Annotated in this window: 22 protein-coding genes; 9 read left to right on the top strand and 13 right to left on the bottom strand. The window is 68.9% G+C overall.

Annotated features, from left to right (window positions below; genetic code table 11):
• Window positions 1-192: 192 nt before the first annotated feature.
• The 6 genes from irrA (at window position 193) to VF194_RS12185 (ending at window position 4,669) form a co-directional block, all read left to right on the top strand.
• A complete protein-coding gene (gene irrA / locus VF194_RS12210; protein WP_330891352.1) occupies window positions 193-603 on the top strand; it encodes an iron response transcriptional regulator IrrA in 411 nt (136 codons plus the stop codon).
• Between the two features lie 236 nt (window positions 604-839).
• Window positions 840-1,259, top strand: coding sequence for a rubrerythrin family protein (locus tag VF194_RS12205; protein WP_330891350.1), 420 nt, complete (start codon window positions 840-842; stop codon window positions 1,257-1,259).
• A gap of 116 nt (window positions 1,260-1,375) precedes the next feature.
• Window positions 1,376-2,743, top strand: coding sequence for a heterodisulfide reductase-related iron-sulfur binding cluster (locus tag VF194_RS12200; RefSeq protein WP_330891348.1), 1,368 nt, complete (start codon window positions 1,376-1,378; stop codon window positions 2,741-2,743).
• A gap of 30 nt (window positions 2,744-2,773) precedes the next feature.
• A complete protein-coding gene (locus tag VF194_RS12195) occupies window positions 2,774-3,364 on the top strand; it encodes a DUF3501 family protein (protein ID WP_330891346.1) in 591 nt (196 codons plus the stop codon).
• Between the two features lie 142 nt (window positions 3,365-3,506).
• Entirely contained in the window at window positions 3,507-3,722 is a 216-nt protein-coding gene (locus tag VF194_RS12190) for a hypothetical protein (RefSeq protein WP_330891344.1), read from the top strand.
• A 338-nt stretch (window positions 3,723-4,060) separates the two neighbouring features.
• Window positions 4,061-4,669 carry a pyridoxamine 5'-phosphate oxidase family protein gene (locus VF194_RS12185; protein WP_330891342.1) on the top strand — a complete coding sequence of 203 codons (609 nt, stop codon included), beginning with the start codon at window positions 4,061-4,063 and terminating at the stop codon, window positions 4,667-4,669.
• Window positions 4,670-4,679: 10 nt separating this feature from the next.
• On the opposite strand, the gene VF194_RS12180 is transcribed toward VF194_RS12185, so the two are convergent.
• From VF194_RS12180 to fdxA, 4 genes are all read right to left on the bottom strand, one after another.
• On the bottom strand, window positions 4,680-5,177 hold the full coding sequence (locus tag VF194_RS12180) for a group III truncated hemoglobin (protein WP_330891340.1): 498 nt from the start codon (window positions 5,175-5,177) through the stop codon (window positions 4,680-4,682).
• Window positions 5,178-5,264: 87 nt separating this feature from the next.
• A complete protein-coding gene (locus VF194_RS12175) occupies window positions 5,265-6,476 on the bottom strand; it encodes an NnrS family protein (RefSeq protein ID WP_330891338.1) in 1,212 nt (403 codons plus the stop codon).
• A gap of 13 nt (window positions 6,477-6,489) precedes the next feature.
• Complete coding sequence (locus VF194_RS12170) at window positions 6,490-6,915, bottom strand: hypothetical protein (RefSeq protein WP_330891336.1); 426 nt, start codon at window positions 6,913-6,915, stop codon at window positions 6,490-6,492.
• Window positions 6,912-7,253: a ferredoxin FdxA gene (gene fdxA, locus VF194_RS12165; protein ID WP_330891334.1), complete on the bottom strand. Its 342-nt coding sequence runs from the start codon at window positions 7,251-7,253 to the stop codon at window positions 6,912-6,914. Before fdxA ends, VF194_RS12170 begins: the two co-directional genes overlap by 4 nt.
• Before the next feature lie 135 nt (window positions 7,254-7,388).
• On the opposite strand from fdxA, the gene VF194_RS12160 reads away from it, so the two are divergent.
• Window positions 7,389-7,832 carry an Rrf2 family transcriptional regulator gene (locus tag VF194_RS12160; RefSeq protein WP_330891332.1) on the top strand — a complete coding sequence of 148 codons (444 nt, stop codon included), beginning with the start codon at window positions 7,389-7,391 and terminating at the stop codon, window positions 7,830-7,832.
• A 37-nt stretch (window positions 7,833-7,869) separates the two neighbouring features.
• On the opposite strand, the gene VF194_RS12155 is transcribed toward VF194_RS12160, so the two are convergent.
• The 3 genes from VF194_RS12155 to cobA form a co-directional block, all read right to left on the bottom strand.
• Window positions 7,870-8,499 carry an SH3 domain-containing protein gene (locus tag VF194_RS12155; RefSeq protein ID WP_330891330.1) on the bottom strand — a complete coding sequence of 210 codons (630 nt, stop codon included), beginning with the start codon at window positions 8,497-8,499 and terminating at the stop codon, window positions 7,870-7,872.
• Between the two features lie 295 nt (window positions 8,500-8,794).
• Window positions 8,795-10,117 (bottom strand): cobyrinate a,c-diamide synthase, encoded by a 1,323-nt coding sequence (locus VF194_RS12150; RefSeq protein WP_330891328.1) that lies wholly within the window; start codon window positions 10,115-10,117, stop codon window positions 8,795-8,797.
• On the bottom strand, window positions 10,099-10,917 hold the full coding sequence (gene cobA / locus VF194_RS12145; RefSeq protein WP_330891326.1) for a uroporphyrinogen-III C-methyltransferase: 819 nt from the start codon (window positions 10,915-10,917) through the stop codon (window positions 10,099-10,101). Before cobA ends, VF194_RS12150 begins: the two co-directional genes overlap by 19 nt.
• Window positions 10,918-10,983: 66 nt before the next feature.
• Between cobA and VF194_RS12140 the strand changes: the two genes are divergently transcribed.
• Entirely contained in the window at window positions 10,984-12,096 is a 1,113-nt protein-coding gene (locus VF194_RS12140) for a cobalt-precorrin-5B (C(1))-methyltransferase (RefSeq protein ID WP_330891453.1), read from the top strand.
• Complete coding sequence (locus VF194_RS12135) at window positions 12,089-12,877, top strand: cobalt-precorrin-6A reductase (RefSeq protein ID WP_330891324.1); 789 nt, start codon at window positions 12,089-12,091, stop codon at window positions 12,875-12,877. The genes VF194_RS12140 and VF194_RS12135 overlap by 8 nt, the downstream gene beginning before the upstream one ends.
• Before the next feature lie 34 nt (window positions 12,878-12,911).
• Here VF194_RS12135 and cobM read toward each other — a convergent pair whose 3' ends face one another.
• The 6 genes from cobM to VF194_RS12105 are packed head-to-tail and all read right to left on the bottom strand — an operon-like array spanning window position 12,912 to window position 19,092.
• Window positions 12,912-13,694, bottom strand: a complete 783-nt coding sequence (gene cobM / locus VF194_RS12130) for a precorrin-4 C(11)-methyltransferase (protein ID WP_330891322.1) — start codon at window positions 13,692-13,694, stop codon at window positions 12,912-12,914.
• A gap of 13 nt (window positions 13,695-13,707) precedes the next feature.
• Window positions 13,708-15,510 (bottom strand): precorrin-3B C(17)-methyltransferase, encoded by a 1,803-nt coding sequence (cobJ, locus tag VF194_RS12125; RefSeq protein WP_330891321.1) that lies wholly within the window; start codon window positions 15,508-15,510, stop codon window positions 13,708-13,710.
• A complete protein-coding gene (cobI, locus tag VF194_RS12120; RefSeq protein ID WP_330891319.1) occupies window positions 15,507-16,226 on the bottom strand; it encodes a precorrin-2 C(20)-methyltransferase in 720 nt (239 codons plus the stop codon). The genes cobJ and cobI overlap by 4 nt, the downstream gene beginning before the upstream one ends.
• A 7-nt stretch (window positions 16,227-16,233) precedes the next feature.
• Complete coding sequence (gene cbiE / locus VF194_RS12115) at window positions 16,234-17,433, bottom strand: precorrin-6y C5,15-methyltransferase (decarboxylating) subunit CbiE (protein ID WP_330891317.1); 1,200 nt, start codon at window positions 17,431-17,433, stop codon at window positions 16,234-16,236.
• Window positions 17,434-17,443: 10 nt separating this feature from the next.
• Window positions 17,444-18,085 (bottom strand): precorrin-8X methylmutase, encoded by a 642-nt coding sequence (locus VF194_RS12110; RefSeq protein WP_330891315.1) that lies wholly within the window; start codon window positions 18,083-18,085, stop codon window positions 17,444-17,446.
• Complete coding sequence (locus tag VF194_RS12105; protein ID WP_330891313.1) at window positions 18,082-19,092, bottom strand: sirohydrochlorin chelatase; 1,011 nt, start codon at window positions 19,090-19,092, stop codon at window positions 18,082-18,084. The genes VF194_RS12110 and VF194_RS12105 overlap by 4 nt, the downstream gene beginning before the upstream one ends.
• Between the last annotated feature and the right edge of the window lie 13 nt (window positions 19,093-19,105).

Here is a 19,105-nt window from a genome sequence, read left to right as displayed (position 1 = left end):
GCAGCCCTTGATTTGCAATCAGCCCCTGCACTCCCGGAATATTCCTGGGGCCCCTTGATTTCGGACCAATCTCCGTCTTCCGGGCACAATGTAGTGATCCACGGCCCGGTCGCAACAGTTTCGTTGCACTTTGTTACAAACCTGCTATTTGTCGGTCCGATCAGGTGCTATATATCGGACAATATGGGTAAAGTGATCGAGCCCCGGTTCCAGGCCGTCGCCGAGCAATTGCACGCCGCCGGCCTCCGCACGACGCGGCAGCGCCTGATTCTGGCCGAAATCCTGTTCGGCCAGGGCGACCGCCATGTCACCGCGGAAAGCCTGTTCAACGAGGCTGCCGAGCGCGGCGCCCGCCTGTCGCTGGCCACCGTCTATAACTGCCTGCACCAGTTCACCGCCGCCGGCCTGCTGCGCATGGTCACGGTGGATGGCGGCAAGGGCTACTTCGATACGAATTTGGCGCCGCATCACCACTTCTATTACGAGAAGACCGGGGAATTGCGCGACATCCCCGAGGCCGAGGTGGCGGTGGCCCGGCTGCCCGAGGCGCCCGACGGCGCCCGCATCGCCCGGGTCGATGTGGTCGTCCGCCTGCACGACTGAAACAACCTGCGCGGGCCGGCCCGCCGCGGAGCGGGATCGTAGCGAGCCAGCAGTATTTTAGAATAATTCCAAAAAATCTTGACACCATGCGGGGCGGGTTCATAATCCGCCGGTCCCGAATCTCTGTCCCGCTGCCCCCCATTTGGTTTGCGGTGCCGGTCGCGGGACGTGCCGCGCGGGGTCCCGGTCGTCCGGGACAGGCGCGCGGCCTGGGAAGGAATTAAGGAGGACCAGCCATGCCTGCTTTGAAGAACACCAAGACCCATGCCAACCTGAAGGAAGCTTTCGCCGGCGAGAGCCAGGCCAACCGCCGCTATCTCTACTTCGCCCAGAAGGCCGACGTGGAAGGCTATAACGACGTCGCCGCCGTGTTCCGCTCGACCGCGGAAGGCGAGACCGGCCATGCCCATGGCCATCTGGAATTCCTCGCCGAGGTCGGTGATCCGGCCACCGGCGAGCCGATCGGCGAGACCGCCAAGAACCTGAAGGCGGCGATCGCGGGCGAGACCCACGAATATACCGACATGTATCCGGGCATGGCCAAGACCGCCCGCGAGGAAGGCTTCGAGGAAATCGCCGAGTGGTTCGAGACCTTGGCCAAGGCCGAGAAGAGCCATGCCGGCCGCTTCCAGAAGGCCCTCGACACGCTCGGCTGAGCCGCGCCGCAGATGATGCGACATCCGGGAGGCCCGCGCCTCCCGGATGATGATGCGCGGTTTGCGCGCGCCGTATTGCAGTATTTCATTCCATTCCGCCGCATCTGGGGAAGACCATGCGCGAAGGCAGCCTTGAGGCGCCCACCCGCCATCCGTTGGACTGGCAGAATCCCGACTTCTACGACATGGAGAAGATCGATGCCGAGATGCGGCGTGTCTTCGACATCTGCCATGGCTGCCGCCGCTGCTTCAATCTGTGCGACAGCTTCCCGCGGCTGTTCGACCTGATCGACGCCTCGCCGAGCGGCGAGCTGGACGAGGTCGCGTCGAAGGATTTCAAGCCGGTCGTCGATGCCTGCACGCTCTGCGACTTGTGCTACATGACCAAGTGCCCCTATGTGCCGCCGCACGAGTTCAATCTCGATTTCCCGCATCTGATGCTGCGCTACCGCGCGGCCGAGCGCAAAGCGGGGCGCAAGGATGTCGCCGGCGACCAGCTCAGCCGGACCGACCGCAACGGCAAGCTGGCCGGCCTGGCCGCGCCGGTGGTGAACTGGGCGAGCCGGCGCGGCAACGGGCTGACGCGCGGCCTGATGGAAGCGGTCGCCGACGTCCATCGCGATGCCGAGCTGCCGAAATTCCACGCCAAGACCTTCGTCGCCCGCGCCAAAAGCGACGCGCCGGCGGTCAACACGGCGGCGCCGGCCCATGCGGCCGGGCGCAAGGCGGCGATCTACGCCACCTGCTTCGTCAACTACAACAATCCCGATATCGGCGCCGCCGCGCAGAAGATCCTCGCCCATAACGGCGTCGAACTGCGCGTCGACTATCCCGGCTGCTGCGGCATGCCGCGGCTGGAGCAGGGCGCGCTCGACGACGTCGCCGCCAAAGCCAGGGCCGTCGCCGCCTTCTACGCGCCGCTGATCGATCAGGGCTACGACGTCGTCGCGCTGGTGCCGTCCTGCGCGCTGATGCTGAAATTCGAATGGCCGCTGATCCTGCCGGACGACGAGAATGTGAAGAAGCTCAGCCAGGCGACCTTCGACATCTCGGAATACATCGTCGAGATCGCCAAGAAGCACGGCCTGGCGCCGGGGCTCAAGCCGCTGGCCGGCGGCGTGACGCTGCATCTGGCCTGCCATGCGCGGGCGCAGAATATGGGCGCGAAGGCCACCGAGATGATGCGCCTGATCCCCGGGCTGGAGAAGGGCGGCGCACTTGCCGTGATCGAGCGCTGCTCCGGCCATGGCGGCTCCTGGGGCGTGCGCAAGGACTTCTTCGAGGTCGGCATGAAGGTCGGCAAGCCGGTCGCGCGCAGCGCCGTGAAGGAGAACAAGGCGCATATCGCCTCGGAATGCCCGCTGGCGGCGATGCATATCCGCCAGGGCATGGAACGCGAAGGCAAGGACAAGGACGGCTTCACCCTGCCGGCCAGGGCCGAGCATCCGGTGGAACTGTTCGCCAAGGCCTATGGTCTGCTGTGACGTGTGGTTTGTTGTGAAGGAGGTCTGCTGATGACCGCGAAGACCGAGATCACCCGCGCCGACATTCTGTCGATGGACGAGTTCATCAAGATCCGCAAGGACAAGCGGGCCGAGGTCGTCGCCGTGAAGAAGAACCGCCGCGTCGGCGTCGGTCCCTTCTGCACCTTCTATTTCGAGAATTATGCCACCATGTGGTGGCAGATCCACGAGATGCTGTTCATCGAGAAGGGCGGCGAGGAGCAGATCGCCGACGAGCTGCGCGCCTATGCGCCGCTGGTGCCCAAGGGCCGCGAACTGGTCGCCACCTTCATGATCGAGGTGGACGACGCGATCCGCCGCCCCGCCGTTCTGGCCCAGCTCGGCGGCATCGACCGCGCCATCGCGCTGGATTTCGGCGGCCACCGGATCGCCGCCGTGCCGGAAGAGGATGCCGAGCGCACGCGCGAGGACGGCAAGACCTCCAGCGTGCATTTCCTGCGCTTCCCCTTCACGCCGGAGCAGATCGCCGCCTTCAAGGCGCCTGGCACGCGCGTGCTGCTCGCCATCGAGCATGCCAATTACGGCCATATCGCCGTGATGCCGGAGGCGGTGCGCGAGAGTCTGAGCGAGGATTTCGCGTAATTCCGGCCTGCGGCGGTCGAGCAGGCCTGCCCGCCGCGCTACCCTGGCGGGCTTTTTGGATTTTGTTCGGCGGATCGCAGGAACCCGGACCCGGGCATTATCGTTTTAGATGAAACGCTTTGCTTGAGGGGATGGGATTGCGATGACCCGGATGGAGGTGATTTCGATACTCGGGCCGGCCGACGATACCGTGGTCAGCGAAATCGTCTCGGCGGGCGCCACGGTAGCGGAATTGGCCGAGGCTTTCGCCTGGCTGCAGGCGGACGACGCCTTCGCCGGCAGCGGCCGCCCGCCGCCGCATGGCATGGTCGCCGAACTGATCGACATCATCACGCCCAAATACGAGGACGAGCGCTGATTTCGTCCCATCCTCCCCGAGAGGCTGCCGGGCGCGGCTGTCGGGAAGGCTTTCAAAGGTCGTCATGCTTGGGCGCAGCCCGAGCATCCATCCCAGCCCTCCGCGCGGCAAAAACTGCCGCATGCACCCTCGGCTGGCGCCGAGGGTGACGATCTTCGGGAACGAGGCTCCTCGCAAAATCCGTCCTGCGCGCGCGTGCCGGCGCGCGCTATGCCGCACCGGATTGCGGCATGGCGGATGCCGCAGATTCGGATGTTGCGGCGGGCCGCGCGGCTTTTCTTTGAAAACGGAACGCGCCATTCTGGACCCGGCACGGTAGTGCAGTAAGGAGTCCCGACATGACCGTTCTGTCCAACGAAACCGACCTGCGCGGCTGCTACGCCGCGCCCTACGACCTGGTGCGGAAGAAGAAGCTCGCTCGGCTCGACAAGCATGCCCGCGCCTTCATCGCGCTCTCGCCCTTCGTCGTGCTGGCAAGCTGCGGCCCGGAGGGCGCCGATGCCTCGCCGCGCGGCGACGCGCCTGGCTTCGTGCATGTCGAGGACGACGCAACCCTGCTGCTGCCCGATCGGCGCGGCAACAACCTGATCGATTCCCTACGCAACATCACCCACAATCCCGCCGTCGGCCTGCTCTTCATGGTGCCCGGCATCAACGAGACCCTGCGGGTCAACGGCCAGGCCAGGATCGTCGCCGATGCCGCGCGGCTCGCGCCGATGGCGGTGCAGGGCAAGGCGCCGGCCTCGGCGCTCGAAATCGCGGTGCGCGAGGTCTTCTTTCATTGCGGCAAGGCGCTGATCCGCTCGCAGCTGTGGAATGCCGAGCGGCAGGTGCCGCGCACGGCCTTTCCGTCGCTGGGCAAGGTGCTGGCCGACCAGATCGCCGGCGTCGATGCCGCAGCCGCCGACGCCAATCTGCAGGAAAGCTATCGCTCGCGGCTGTACTGAGCCGGTATTACTAAGCCGGGGCGCTCTTCACCGGTCCGAGCCAGTCGGGCGTTTCGCCGCGGCTGAATTTCACGCCCATCAGCAGCGAGGCGGCGATGCGCTGGGCGCGGTCCTCGAACAGGGCCGCCGCCGCGGGCGGGCAGCGCTCGGCCACGGTCTGCCGGAACAGGCCGAGCCAGCGGGCGAAATGCGCATCCGCCAGACCCTCGCCGCCGCCGACATCGATCTTCACATGCGCCGGCATCGGCCGGCCGGCATAGCGGCCGGTCATCAGCAGAACCGACGACCAGAAATCGCACATCTTGGCCAGGTGGTGATCCCAGTTGTCGCCGATCACGCCGTCGAAGATCGGGCCCAGCACCTCGTCGGCGCGGATGCGGCCATAGAAGCTGTGCACCACGTCTTTGATCATCGCCTCGTCCACGCCGGCATTGCCGCCGGGCGAAATCGCGGCGCGGCGCGCCTGGCGCTCTTCGTAGGTGCTGTCGGTCTCGTCGTGCTGGGCCATGGTCTGCTCGATATACGCGATCGCCCGTTCCAGATGGGGTGTCTTTCCGGTTACGTCAACACTTGGCTGCCGGCTTTCCAGGACGGTTCAGCCCGGCCGCCCGTCGATGCGCGGCCGCAGCAGGATCGGCGCATAGCGCAGCAGGAACAGCCCGAACGCCGCCTCCCAGGCCAGCCCCGCCGCGCTCAGCAGCGGCATCTGCCATTCGGCATGCAGCGCGGCGCAGAGCCGCAGCAGCGCCGCCAGCATGATCGCCGCGTAGACCGCGATTTCGATCGGCCCGGCCTTCAGCTTGCGGCCGGTATGGCCGAGCGCGCTGCGCGTCATCATCGCCAGCATCATGCCGGCCATGGCGCCGATGCCGAGCGCATGCACGGCCATGGCCGGCGGCACCAGGTCGAGCGCCGCCAGGGCGCGCAAGGCGAAGGCCAGCGGCAGCCAGAAATAGGCGATATGCAGGATCGCCAGCAGCGGGATGCGCAGCGCCCTGTGGCTGCGCCATTGCTGCAGGCGGGCGAAATGCAACAGGGCGGCAACGCCGTTGGCGGCGGCCAGCAGCAGGGCGGGAACGGCGATCAGCTGCGCGGCGACGTCGAGGGCGATGGCGATGCCGAGCGCCCAGAGCGCGGCGCGGTCGCGGCCCTTGGCGACGGGCACTATCACCTGCGCGGCGGTCATGGTGAAGCTCGGCACGATGCGCCCGGCGATGATCGCGATCAGCATGGCGACGGCGCCCAGGGCGACGGACTGGCCGAGCGCGCGGCCGTTTTCCAGCACGCCCTGCATGCCGAGATGCAGCAGCAGGTTGGCGAAGGTGAGCAGGCTCAGGATGACGACCGGCATCCAGGGCCGGCCTTTGCCCTTGGGCGGCGTCATCGCCAGGATCGGCCGCGCGATGGCGATGGCGATGGCCGGCAGGAAGGCCAGATCGACGACCGCCGCCGGCCAGCCGGGCGCCGCCAGCAGCAGCACGCGGCCGGCCAGCCACAGCGCCGCCAGCGCCGCCAGGCAGGCGCCGCGCGGCGTCTCGTTGCCGGTCCAGTTGCGTACGGCGGTGAACAGGAAGCCGGCGATGATGGCGGCGGCGAAGCCGAACAGCATCTCATGCGCATGCCAGGCGAGCGGATCGGCCATCGGCAGGTCGAGATGGCCGGCAAGAAACGCCAGCCAGAGCGGCAGCGTCAGCAGCGCCCAGGCGGCTCCGCCGAGATAGAAGGGCCGGAAGCCCAGCGCGAAGGGCGCCCAGCGCCGCGCGGCTGAGGGATCCGGGGTCTGTGTCAGCGGTGCCGCCATGCCCATGATGATGCTCCGCTCAGCGCGCCGCCACAATGGCGAGGCAGATGCCGAGCACGCCGAAGGCCAGCCCGACCGGAATCAGCAGCACCTGGATGACGGCGCTCCAGCCGCTCATCGGGCCGGTCCAGGTCGCGATCTCGCCGGAGAGGAAATCGGACAGGCGCGGCGCGGCCTGGCCGCCATGGCGCTTGCGCGTCAAGGCCTCGCCCTGGCGCGCCATCAGCCACGGCGTGCCGAAGAACACCGCCACGAAGAAGGCGCTGATCGCCACCATCATCGCGCTTTCCGTGTGGCTGCGGAAGGTGAGCCAGTAGATCAGCATCATCATCGCGTAGGCGGCGGCCATGAGGCCGAAGACGCCGACCGGCAGGCTGTCGTAGCGGTCGTTGGCCAGCAGGACGGGAGCGGCATTCTGGCTGTGCAGGTCGGTTTCGTGTTTCATGGTTTTTCCTCTCCGGGTTCAGGTGAAAAATGCTGGGCGAACTTGTCCGGCACGCCGTTCCACGCATCGGCATCGGCCGGGGGCGTGCCCTTGCGGGTGATGTTCGGCCATTTGGCGGAATATTCGCGGTTCAGGCCCATCCAGGGCCCGGCGGCCGGATCGGTGTCCGGCACGATGGCTTCGGCGGGGCATTCCGGTTCGCAGACGCCGCAATCGATGCACTCGTCCGGATTGATCACCAGCATGTTCTCGCCGACATAGAAGCAGTCGACCGGGCAGACTTCGACGCAATCCATGTACTTGCACTTGATGCAGGCCTCGGTGACGACATAGGTCATGGCTGTACTTCGCAGGGTTGAGACGACAGGCGGCGCTAAAGAGGTAAACTATATGCATCATATTGAGTGGCGAGCCGATATCAAGTAAATTAGATGCACGAATTGTCGCACCAGCCCGCCCCCGGACCCGATCCCATGCGCTTAACGCTTCATACCGATTACGCCCTGCGGCTGCTGATGTATCTCGGCCTGCATGCCGACCGCCGCTGCACGATCGAGGAGATCGCCGAAAGCTACGGCATTTCGCGCAATCACCTGATGAAGGTGGCGCTGACGCTGACGCAGCAGGGTTTCGTCGACAGCCAGCGCGGCCGCAACGGCGGCCTGATGCTGGGGCAGAAGCCCGAGGCGATCCGCGTCGGCGCGGTGGTGCGCGCGACGGAGGACAATTTCACCCTGGTGGAATGCTTCGACCGCGCCACCAATACCTGCCTGATCGCGCCCAATTGCCGGCTCAAGCAGCCTTTCGGCGAAGCCGTGGAGGCCTTTCTCGCCGTGCTCGACCGCTACACTCTGGCCGACATGCTCGGCAATCCGTCGATGATGCGCGGCCTCAACCGGCTGCTCGGCGCGGCCTGAACGCCATCTTGCCGCGGCGCTTTTCTTCGCGTCCGCCCTAGTCGAAAATCTCGTTCGGATAGACGCCCCACAGATAGCCGCGCGGCATCCAGCCACGGGTGCCGGCGATCTCGACCTCGCACCAGGCGAGATTGGGGCACCGCCGCAGGCGCGCCTCCACGCCGGGCTCGGCGGTCAGCAGAATCTCCGCATTTGCGTCGGGCTTGCCGTAGAGCGCGCGCACCGTGCCGTCGACCAGCGCGTAGCGCTTGCCCGAGGTGAGATTCTTGTGCACCCAGGCCTCGGTGCCGTCATGGTCGCGGATCTTGCGCCAGTATTCGTATTCCGCCACCACCTCGACCGGCAGCCAGCGGCGCTGGTACTGCCAGGCGATCGGATAGCGCGCGCCGGGGCCGGTGCGGGCATTGACCTTGTCGGCGGCCAGGCTGACGAAGCGCGGCAGCGGCAGGCCGGAATCGCTGCCGAGCCGGGGCTCGTCGTCCTTTTTCTCCGGCGCCGCCTTCTCCTGCGCCGCTTTCTCTGGCGCATCCCGGCCGGCGGCGGCCTGCGGACGGATATCGGACGCGGCCTGGGGGGCTGCTTCCGCCGCGGCGGCGCGCAGAGCGGGCGGCACGGCCATGACTGCGGCGAGGGCGAAACAGAGCGACAGGACCAAACGCATCGGCATGGCGGCTGGCATAAAGCAAACTGGGTAAGGATTGGTTAACCAGGGCGAATCGGCGCCGATGCTAGCAGGCGGGCCGTCGCAAAAAAACGGCAGGACCGGGCCCGTCCCGGCCATGACGACGGAGTGCGAGCCGCTTCCCGTGGCGGCGATCCGTATTCGCAGGGCGCGCCTTACAAAAAATCGTCACCCCCGGATTCATTCCGGGGGTCCAGCCGGCGCCGGGGCAGATGGCGCTCTTGCAAGCAATCTTGCCAGCGGCGGCGCAAGCCCGGCCATGACGAGGGATGGCGGGCGCTCACTCCCGGTCGATCAGATGCAGATAGCTGCCGAACACGCGGCCGGCCTGCGCGCCGAGCGGGCCGAGATCGTTGCCCTCGGCATCGCTGGCGCGAAACAGCGGCGCGGCGGCGCCGGTTTCGCTCTGCGTCGAATAATGGAATTCGTGGCCGCGGAAGCGGCTGCCGGCCGGGCCGAGCGGCGTATCGGCCAGCGCAACGATGCAGCGATAGCCGAGATGGCGCCGGCGCTGCGCGAAGCTGGTGGCGACCGGCAGCAGGCCGGCCATCCGGTGCGGCACGCCGTCGGCATCGGTCAGGCCCTGGCCCAGCAGCATGTAGCCGCCGCATTCGCCATAGATCGCCGCCCCGCGCGCCGCCGCATCGCGCAGGCCTTGCAGCAGCCGGGCATTGCCGGCCAGCCGGCCGGCCTGCAGCTCGGGATAGCCGCCGGGCAGGAAAACCGCATCGGCCGCGGCGGCCGGCGCCTCGTCGGCGAGCGGCGAGAAGAAGGACAAGGCGGCGCCCTGCTCGCGCCAGCCCTGCAGCAGATGCGCATAGGCGAAGGCGAAGGCGTCGTCGCGGGCGATGGCGATATGCTGGCCGAGCGGCGGCAGCGGCGCGAAGCTTTGCGCCGGTGGCGGCTGCGGCGGCTGCAGCACCTGTTCGAGCGCGGTGCGGTCGAGATGGCGATGCAGCCAGTCGGCGGCGCCGTCGAGGAAGAAATCGAGCCCGGTGCGCTCCTGCGCCTGCACCAGACCGAGATGGCGGCTCGGCAGTGCCAGATCGCCTTCCGGCGGCAGCGCGGCCAGCACCGGCAGCTGCAGCGGCGCCAGCGCATTGCGCAGCAGCGTTTCGTGCCGCGTCGAGGCGACGCGGTTGAGGATCAGCCCGGCGATCGTCACGTCCTGACGGAAACTCCTGAAGCCATGCGTGAGCGCCGCCACCGACTGGCTCTGCCGCGCCGCGTCGATCACCAGCACGACCGGCAGCCTGAGCAGCGCGGCGAGGTCGGCGGTCGAGCCCTCGCCATTCGCCGCGCCGTCGAACAGGCCCATGGCGCCCTCGACGATCATCAGCTCGGCATCGTCGCAGCCATAGGCCAGCGCGGCGGCCAGCGTCTCGCGCCGCATGGCGAAGATGTCGAGATTGCAGCAGGGCCGGCCGGCGCTGGCGGCATGGTGGAAGGCGCCGTCGATATAGTCCGGCCCGGTCTTGAACGAGGCGACGGTGCGGCCCTCGCGGGCGAGCAGACGGATCAGCGCCAGGGTGACGATCGTCTTGCCGCTGCCCGAGGCGGGCGCCGCGATGACGAGGCCGCGCCTCACCCCGTTGCCAGACATGATGCCGGTGAAGGCTGTGCCGACGGATCGCCGGCGCCGATCGCCGCGCGCAGCGCCACGACCTCGCCGATCACGAACAGCGCCGGCGGCTCGATGCCGGCGGCCCTGGCATCGTCGGCGGCGCGGCCCAGCGTCGTGGTCAGCACGCGCATGCCGGGTAACGTGGCGTGCGAGACGAGGGCGGCCGGGCGCTCGTCGCTCAGGCCGGCATGGCGCAGCTTGGCGACCAGCCGGTCGAGATGCTTGATCGCCATGTAGATGACCAGCACCGGCGAGGCGCGCACCATCGCCTCCCAGTCGAGGCTTTCCGGCACCTCGCCGCTGGCGTTATGGCCGGTCAGGAAGGTCACGCAGGAATTGGTGTCGCGATGGGTGAGCGGAATGCCGGCATAGGCCAGCCCGCCGATGCCGGCGGAAATGCCCGGGATGACGCGGAAGGGAATGCCCGCCTCGCGCAGCGCCAGCGCCTCCTCGGCGCCGCGGCCGAAGACGAAGGGATCGCCGCCCTTGAGCCGCAGCACGCGCTTGCCCTGGCGCGCCAGCTCGATCAGCCGCAGCGAGATGTCGCGCTGCTTCGGCGAGGGCTTGCCGCCGCGCTTGCCGGCATATTCCAGCACGGCGCCCTGCGGCGCGCAGCGCAGGATCTCCTCGCCGACCAGCGCGTCGTAGATCACGGCGTCGGCCTGATTCAGGGCGTTCACCGCATGCAGGGTCAAAAGTCCCGGATCGCCGGGCCCGGCGCCGACCAGCCAGACCCAGCCGGGCGGAAAGGACGGCATGTCGAGCGAAGGAAGCTGCATATCGGCAAGGTACACCGCAGGGCCCAACGTGTATACTTCCCGGCCATGTCACAAAGCTCTGTCGAGATGACGCCGCCGCTGGGCGCGCTGCGGCGCGGCTGGACCACCGGCGCCTGCGCCACCGCCGCCACCAAGGCCGCCTATGCGGCGCTGCTGACCGGCGATTTTCCCGATCCGGTGCAGATCACGCTGCCCAAGGGCGAGCAGCCGAGCTTCGCGCTGGCCGTCGAGCGCCGCGGCGAGGACGAGCGCGGCGCCTGGGCCGAGGCCGGCATCGTCAAGGATGCCGGCGACGATCCGGACGTGACGCATCAGGCGCTGATCACGAGCCGCGTGCGCCGCGCGCCGGCGGGCGCCGGCGTGGTGTTCCGGGCGGGCGAAGGCGTTGGCATCGTCACCCGCGCCGGCCTGCCGCTGCCGCCGGGCGAGCCGGCGATCAATCCGGTGCCGCGCCAGATGATGCGCGCCGTGGTCGGCGAGCTGGCGGCGGTGCATCGCGATCCCGGCGATGTCGAGATCGAGATCGGCGTGGCGAACGGCGCGGAACTGGCGAAGCGGACCTGGAATCCCCGGCTCGGCATCCTCGGCGGCCTCAGCATCCTGGGAACCACCGGCATCGTCGTGCCGTTTTCCTGCTCGGCCTGGATCCATTCGATCCATCGCGGCGTCGATGTCGCCCGCGCCGCCGGATTGACGCATGTCGCCGGCTGCACCGGCTCGACCTCGGAAGCCGTCGTGCAGAAGCTGCATGGCCTGCCCGAGCTGGCCCTGCTCGACATGGGCGATTTCGCCGGCGCGCTGCTGAAATATCTGCGCCGGCATCCGGTGCCGCGGCTGACCATCGGCGGCGGCTTCGCCAAGCTGGTCAAGCTGGCGCAGGGCCAGATGGACCTGCATTCCGGCCGCAGCCAGGTGGATCGCGGGGAGCTGGCCGCCTGGCTGGGCGAACTGGGCGCCGATGCCGCGCTGCTGCAGCGGGCGTATAAGGCCAATACCGCGCTGGAGGTGCTGGAACTGGCGCAGGCCGCCGGCCTGCCGCTCGGCGATCATGTCGCGGCCAGGGCCGCCCGCACCGCGCGCGCCATCGCCGCGCCGGCGCAAATCGCCATCGACGTTGTCGCCATCGACCGGGCGGGCCATATCGTAGGCCGCTGCGACACGGAAGGCGAAAATGGCTAGGAAACGCAAACTTCTGCTGCTCGGCGGCACCGGCGAGGCGCTGCGGCTGGCGCGCGAGCTGGACGGCCATGGCCGCGTCGAGTGCATTTCCTCGCTGGCCGGCCGCACCGGCGATCCGGTGCTGCCGCCCGGCCGGGTGCGCGTCGGCGGCTTCGGCGGCGTGCCGGGGCTGACGACCTTTCTGATCAACGAGGCGATCGATCTGGTGCTGGACGCGACGCATCCCTTTGCGGCGCAGATGGCGAACAACGCCTATCGCGCCTGCGCCGAAACCAGCATTCCGCGCGCCAAGCTGGTGCGGCCGCCTTGGGCGCCCTCGCCGGGCGATCGCTGGACCATGATGCCGAGCGTCACCGCGGCGGCGATCTTCCTGCGCTTCCATCCGGCGCAGCGCATCTTCCTCACGCTCGGCCGCCAGGAGATCGGCGCGTTCGTTCCGCTCGGCCAGGCCATAGCGGACGGCGCGGCGCGCAACGGCGGCGCCAAATGGTTCCTTAGCCGCATGATCGATCCGCCGGACGATGGCGGCGTGCCGCTGCCGCCCGGCGAGCTCGTGCTCGGCCGCGGACCGTTCGCGCCGGAGGCCGAGAAGGAACTGATGCAGAAGCACGGCATCGATCTGCTGGTGACCAAGAATTCCGGCGGCGCCGCCGGCAAGATCGCCGCCGCCGCCGAATTGCGCCTGCCGGTGCTGATGATCGAACGGCCGCCGCTGCCGCCGGGCGAGGTGCTCGATTCGGTCGGCGCCGCGCTCGCCTGGATCAATATCAACGCGGTGTAGAGGTTGCGTTCGCCGCTGACGCGGGAATGAGCGATCAGGATTTTGCCTTCTTCGCCTTCCTGCCCGGCCGCAGCACATGCACATGCTGCGGATCGTACAGCGCGCTGTCGCGGAACGCGGCGTCCTCGGCCAGCACGCGGCCGACCAGGATCAGCGCCGTGCGCGTGATCTTCGCCGCCCGCACCTGGGCGGCGATGTCGTGCAGCGCGCCGCGGATGATTTGCTGGTCCGGCCAGCTTGCGCGCACCACCACGGCGACCGGGCAATCGGCGCCGTAATGCGGCGTCAGCGCCGCCACCACATGGCGGATATTGCGGATGGAGAGGTGAATCGCCAGGGTCGCGCCGGTGCGGGCGAAATTCTCCAGCGTCTCGCCCGGCGGCATGTCGGAGGATTTCATCGCCGTCCGCGTCAGCACAACGGATTGCGCGATCTCCGGCAGGGTCAGCTCGGTCTGCAGGGCGGCGGCGGCGGCGGCGAAGGCCGGCACACCCGGCGTGATCGTGTAGGGAATGCCGAGCGCCTTGAGCCGCCGGATCTGCTCGGCGATGGCGCCGTAGAGCGAGGGATCGCCCGAATGCACGCGGGCGACGTCGAGGCCTTGCGCATGCGCCGCCTGGATCCCGGCCATGATCTCGTCGAGGTTGAGCGGCGCGGTGTCGATCACGCGGGCATCCGGCGGCGCCAGCGCGACCACCTCCTGCGGCACCAGCGAGCCGGCATAGAGGCAGACCGGACAGCGCCGGATCAGTTCGGCGCCGCGCAGGGTGATCAGGTCCGGCGCGCCCGGCCCGGCGCCGATGAAATGAACCGTCATGGGCTGCCGCCGCTCATTGGCGCTTCTTCTCGTAGCCGCGCGGCGTATAGACGAAGCGGCGGCCATTGGGCAGTTCCAGCGCGCGGCTTGCATTGCTGCCGACCAGCACCACGGTCAGCATGTCGACCTTCCCGACATCGAGTTCGCCCAGCGTGGTCAGCGCGATGCGCTCGCCCTCGCGGCCCAGATTGCGCGCCAGCACCACCGGCGTTCCGGCCGCGCGATGCTGCAGCAGGATGTCGCGCGCCATTGCCAGCTGTTCCTTGCGGCGCTGCGAGACCGGATTGTAGAAGGCGACGACGAAATCGCCCTGCGCCGCCGCCTGCACGCGCTGCAGGATCATGTCCAGCGGCGTCAGCAGGTCGGACAGCGAAATGGCGCAGAAATCGTGGCCCAGCGGCGCGCCGGATTTCGCCGCCGCCGCCTGCATGGCGGAGACGCCGGGCAGCACCTCGATGGCGATGCGCTGCCAGTCCCGGCGCGCCGGCTCGGCCTGCAGAAGCTCGAAGACCAGGGTTGCCATCGCATAGATGCCGGGATCGCCCGAGCAGACCAGCGCCACGCGCCGGCCCCCTGCGGCCAGATCGAGCGCGGCGCGCACGCGCTGCTCCTCCTGGCCCAGTTCGAAGCGGTGCAGGCTCTTGCCGCCGGCCAGTTCGGGATAGAGATCGAGATACAGGCCATAGCCGACCCAGTCGCTCGCCTCGCTCAGCGCCGCGCGCGCTTCCGGCGTCAGCCGGCCGGCATCGCCCGGCCCGGTGCCGACGACATGCAGCGCGCCGCGCGGCAGGCCGCAGGCCGCGCCGTCGAAGGGCGCCGGCGCCAGGGCGATGGCGCAGGTCGCGCGCTGCGCCTTCACCTTCGGCACGATCAGCCGCGCCTGCGGCCCGGCGGCGGCGAGCGCGGCGGCCTCGGCGACGCCATGGCAGCCGACCTCGGCGAAGACCGTCGCGGAGGGATTGGCCAGCCGCGGCGTTTCGCGTTCCAGGCTCTGCGCATCGAAGAAGCGGATCGGCACGTCCAGCCAGCGCGCCAGTTCCTGCATCGCCGGCTCGTCGGATTTCAGATCGAGCGAATACAGGCCGGCGATCGCCTCGCGCGCCAGGCCATGCGCGTCGAGCGTGGTCTGCACCAGGCGGATCAGCTCGACCGGCGAGGTGCCGCGCTCGCAGCCGACGCCGATGCTCAGGACGCGCGGATGGTAGACCAGCTTCGCCGCGCCGCCCTCTTCGGCCCTGTGCGTCACCGCGATGCGCAGCGCGCCCTTCTCCTGATCGAAGGGCAGGTTGCTGCGCTCCAGCCAGGGCGCGTCGCCGTCCAGTCTGACCTTGCCGCCGCGCAGCAGGGCCGCCATGAAGGCCTTGGCATCCTCCGGATTGGCCAGCGCATAGCCCTTTGGCGGCTCGTCCATGCCGAGGCCGAAGGCGAGATCGCCGGCGGTGGTGATGGCGGCATGGCCCTGCAGCAGATGGGCGATGCGCCGCGCCAGCAGATTGGCGCCGTGATGGCCGCCGAGCAGCGGAACGACGCTGGAGCCGTCCTGCGCGACGGCGATCAGCGGCGGCTCGCGCGTCTTATCGGCGAGCAGCGGCGCCACCGCGCGGATGAGAATTCCGGCGGCGCATAGCCCGATCACCGGCCGGCCCTGCCCGAACAGCACGGCGATGGTGTCGGCCGCCTTGCCGAGCGGCAGGGCATGCGGCAGGGCGGCATCGTCGGGCGCATAGGCCTCCCAGGCCGGGAAGGCCTGCATCAGCAATTGCGCCGCCGGCCGCGCCTGCGGCGTGAGCAGGACGAGAGCGGGCTTTCCGTTCATCGCGCCGGCTCCCTGAAATGGGCTTCGCCCTGCTTGTGGATCAGGATCATGGCGAAATAGGGAATGCTTTCCGGCGTCACCTGTTCCAGCGGCAGGATGCGCTGCGTCGCCATGGTGGCGCGTTCGATGTAATGCGCGCGGCCGGCGAGGCCGAGCCGCTTGAGCAGGCCGACGATGCGCGGGCCGTGGCGGCCGAGCTTCAATATGGCGGCGGCGTCGCTCGCCGCCAGGCGCGCCGCGATGGCGTCGTTGTCCAGCGGCGCCGGGATGACGCTCAGCACGTCGTTGCGCGCCGCCAGAGGATGGCCCAGCGCGGCGGCGCAGGCGGTCAGCGAGGAGACGCCGGGCACCACCTCGACCGGGTAGCGTTCCGCCATGCGGCCGAACAGATACATGAACGAGCCGTAGAAGAACGGATCGCCCTCGCAGAGCACGGCGACGTCGCGGCCGGCATCGAGATGCGCGCCCAGTTCGGCGGCCGCTTTGTCGTAGACCGCCTGGGCGGGAAAGCGCTCGGCGGCCAGCGGCATGCGGATGGCGATCTCGATCTGCCCGCCGGGCAGATGCGGCGCCACGATGCCGCGCGCCAGGCTTTCGCCCTCTTCGGGCGCGGGATAGGCGACGATCTGCGCCGCGCGCAACAGGCGCAGCGCCTTCACCGTGATCAGCTCGGGATCGCCGGGGCCGATGCCGAGGCCGAAGACTTTTCCGCTCATACCGGACTCATTCCTTCACGGTGTTCCATTGCGTGACCGGCATCATCGCGTACCAGCCATGATAGCGGCCGACTGGTTCGGCGCGCTGCACGCCGAGCCGCGCAAGGTCGCCGCCATAGGCGCGCCGCGCCGCCGCGACGGCCGCTTCGCCTTCCATCGTCACCACATTGGCGACCAGCCGCCCGCCCGGCTTCAGCGCGTTCCAGCAGCGCTCGACCAGGCCATCCGTCAGGATGCCGCCGCCGATGAAGATGGCGTCCGGCGCCGGCAGGCCGTCCAGCGCCGCCGGCACGCTGCCGGCCCTGATTTCGAGCTGCGGCACGCCCAGCGCCGCCGCATTCTGCGCGATGTTGCTGCGCCGGCTTTCGTTCTGCTCGATGGCGATCGCCCGGTTGGCGCGATGGCTGCGCAGCCATTCGATGCCGACCGAACCGGCGCCGGCGCCGACATCCCAGAGCAGATCGCCCGGGCAGGGCGCCAGCTTGGCCAGGGTCACCGCGCGCACCTCGCGCTTGGTGATCTGCCCGTCATGCAGATAGAGATCGTCGTCCAGGCCGGGCAGGCGGCTCAGGCCCGGCCCGTCGCGAAGCTGCACGGCAAGCGTGTTGAGATCGGCGCAAGCGGGATGCGGCCAGGGATCGGCGCGGCCGGCTTTGACGTTTTCCTGCGGTCCGCCCATATGCTCCAGCACGGTGATCTCGGCGCTGGCGAAGCCGCGCCTGGCCAGGAAGGCGGCGACCGCCGCCGGGGTTCGGCCATTCTCGCTCAGGATCAAAAGCCGCGCGCCGGGATAAAGATAGAGCGCAAGCTGCTCCAGCGGCCGGCCATGCAGCGTGAGGCATTCCACCTCGTCCAGGCTCCAGGCCATGCGCGCCGCCGCCAGGGAGAACGCGCCGGCATGCGGCAGGATCAGCATCTCGGATGCCGGCACAAAGCGGCCGAGCGTGCCGCCGATGCCGCACCACATCGGATCGCCGCTCGCCAGCACGGTGACGCGGCGGCCCTTATGCTCGCCGATCCGCTCGGCCATGGCCATCAACGGGCTGCTCCAGGCGAGCCGCGTCTGGCCGGGCCTGTCGGGCACGAAAGCCAGATGCCGCGCGCCGCCGATCAGGATCTCCGCCGTGTCGATCAGGGTGCGCGCCGCCGCCGACAGGCCATCCAGCCCGTCCTCGCCGATGCCGACGATCGTGAGCCACCTGCTCATCGCGGCCCTCTCATGCTTCGGGCCGCCAGGCCGCCAGCGCGTTGATCGCCGCCGCCGCCATGGCGCTGCCGCCGCGCCGGCCTTTCAGCGTGGCGAAGGGAATGCCGCCGGCATGCTCGATCAGCGCCTGCTTCGATTCCGCCGCGCCGACGAAGCCGACCGGAAAGCCCAGGATCGCGGCCGGCTTCGGCGCGCCTTCCTCCGCCAGCAGCTCCAGCAGGCGGAACAGCGCCGTCGGCGCGTTGCCGATCACCACCACGGCATTGTCGAGATGCGGCGGCCACAGCTCGACCGCGGCGGCCGAGCGGGTGATCTGCCTGGCCTGGCCGATGGCGCGCGCTTCCGCCGTGTTGAGGAAGCTGAGCACGGCATTGCCGGCCGGCAGCCGCGAGCGGATCACGCCATAGGCCACCATGTCGACATCGCTCAGGATCGGCTTGCCGGCCTGCAGGGCGTCATGCACGGCGCGCGGCAGGCCGGGTGTCCATACCAGATCGGGCAGGATCTCGGGCATGGCGCTGGCATGGATCAGGCGCAGCGCCAGTTCGTCGATGCCGGGCGGCAGATGCGACAGATCCACCTCGCGGCGGATCATCTCGAAGGAGAGCCGGTAGATCGCGTCGGGATCGCGCAGATAGTCGAAGCCGCTCATCCTGCCAACGTCTTCGGGCCGAGCGGATGGTCGGCATGGGGATAGGGGTGATGGCCGTGATCATGCCCGTGGCCGTGATGATGATCGTGATGATGATCGCGGCCGTGCTCGTGATGGTGATGCCCGGTGCCGATGCCCTCGACATGGTGGTGATGGCTGGCCTGCGCCAGGCCGACCTCGTCCTCGAAGCCGAGCATCTGCGCGCGGTATTTGCACATCTGGCAATTCATGTTGTTGCTGCCGGCGAGGATTTCCTGCAGGCGGTCTTCCAGAACCTCCAGCACCAGGGGATGATCGTTCAGATAGCCGGCCTTGACGAAGTCGATCCCGGGATGCTGCGCGGCGACCTGGTCGGTATGGTCGTAGATGCGCTCGACCAGAATGCCGGTGAACAGGAAATAGGGGAAGACGATCACGCGCCTGTAGCCGAGCCGGGCGACATGCTGCAGGGCCGGCGCGACCAGCGGGAAGGTGACGCCGGAATAGGCGGTCTCGGCCCAGCCGAAGCCGAAGCCCTCCCACAGCATGCGCGTCACTTTCGAGATGTTGGAATTGGCGTCCGGATCGGAGGTGCCGCGGCCGACGACGACCAGGGCCGTTTCATGCCGCGCCGCGCCGGCGCCGGCGGCATCCAGCGCCTGCTGCACCCGGTCGCCGGCGGCGCGCAGCATCTTCAGGTCGATGCCCAGATCGCGGCCATAGCTGATCGTCACCTCCGGATGCTCGGCCTGATAGCGGTTCAGCACGCTCGGGATGTCGTTCTTGGCATGGCCGGCGGCGAACAGCATGCCGGGCAGGGCGAGGATTTTCGTATTGCCCTTGGCGCGCAGGGCGTCCAGCCCGGTGCGGATGATCGGCGTGGCGAATTCCAGGAAGCCGTAATCGACGTCGTATTGAGGCAGGCGGCGCTTCATCTGCTGCGCCAGCGCCTCGAATTCGGCGATCGCGCGCGCATCGCGGCTGCCATGGCCGCAGAGCATGATTGCGGTCTTTTCCAGCTTGAACATCGTTACCTCATCC

It is taken from the genome of Ferrovibrio sp., from assembly GCF_036381655.1.
Classification (GTDB): domain Bacteria; phylum Pseudomonadota; class Alphaproteobacteria; order Ferrovibrionales; family Ferrovibrionaceae; genus Ferrovibrio.
Note: the sequence above shows the minus strand (reverse complement) of the source record. Positions and strands in the feature narration are given on the sequence as shown.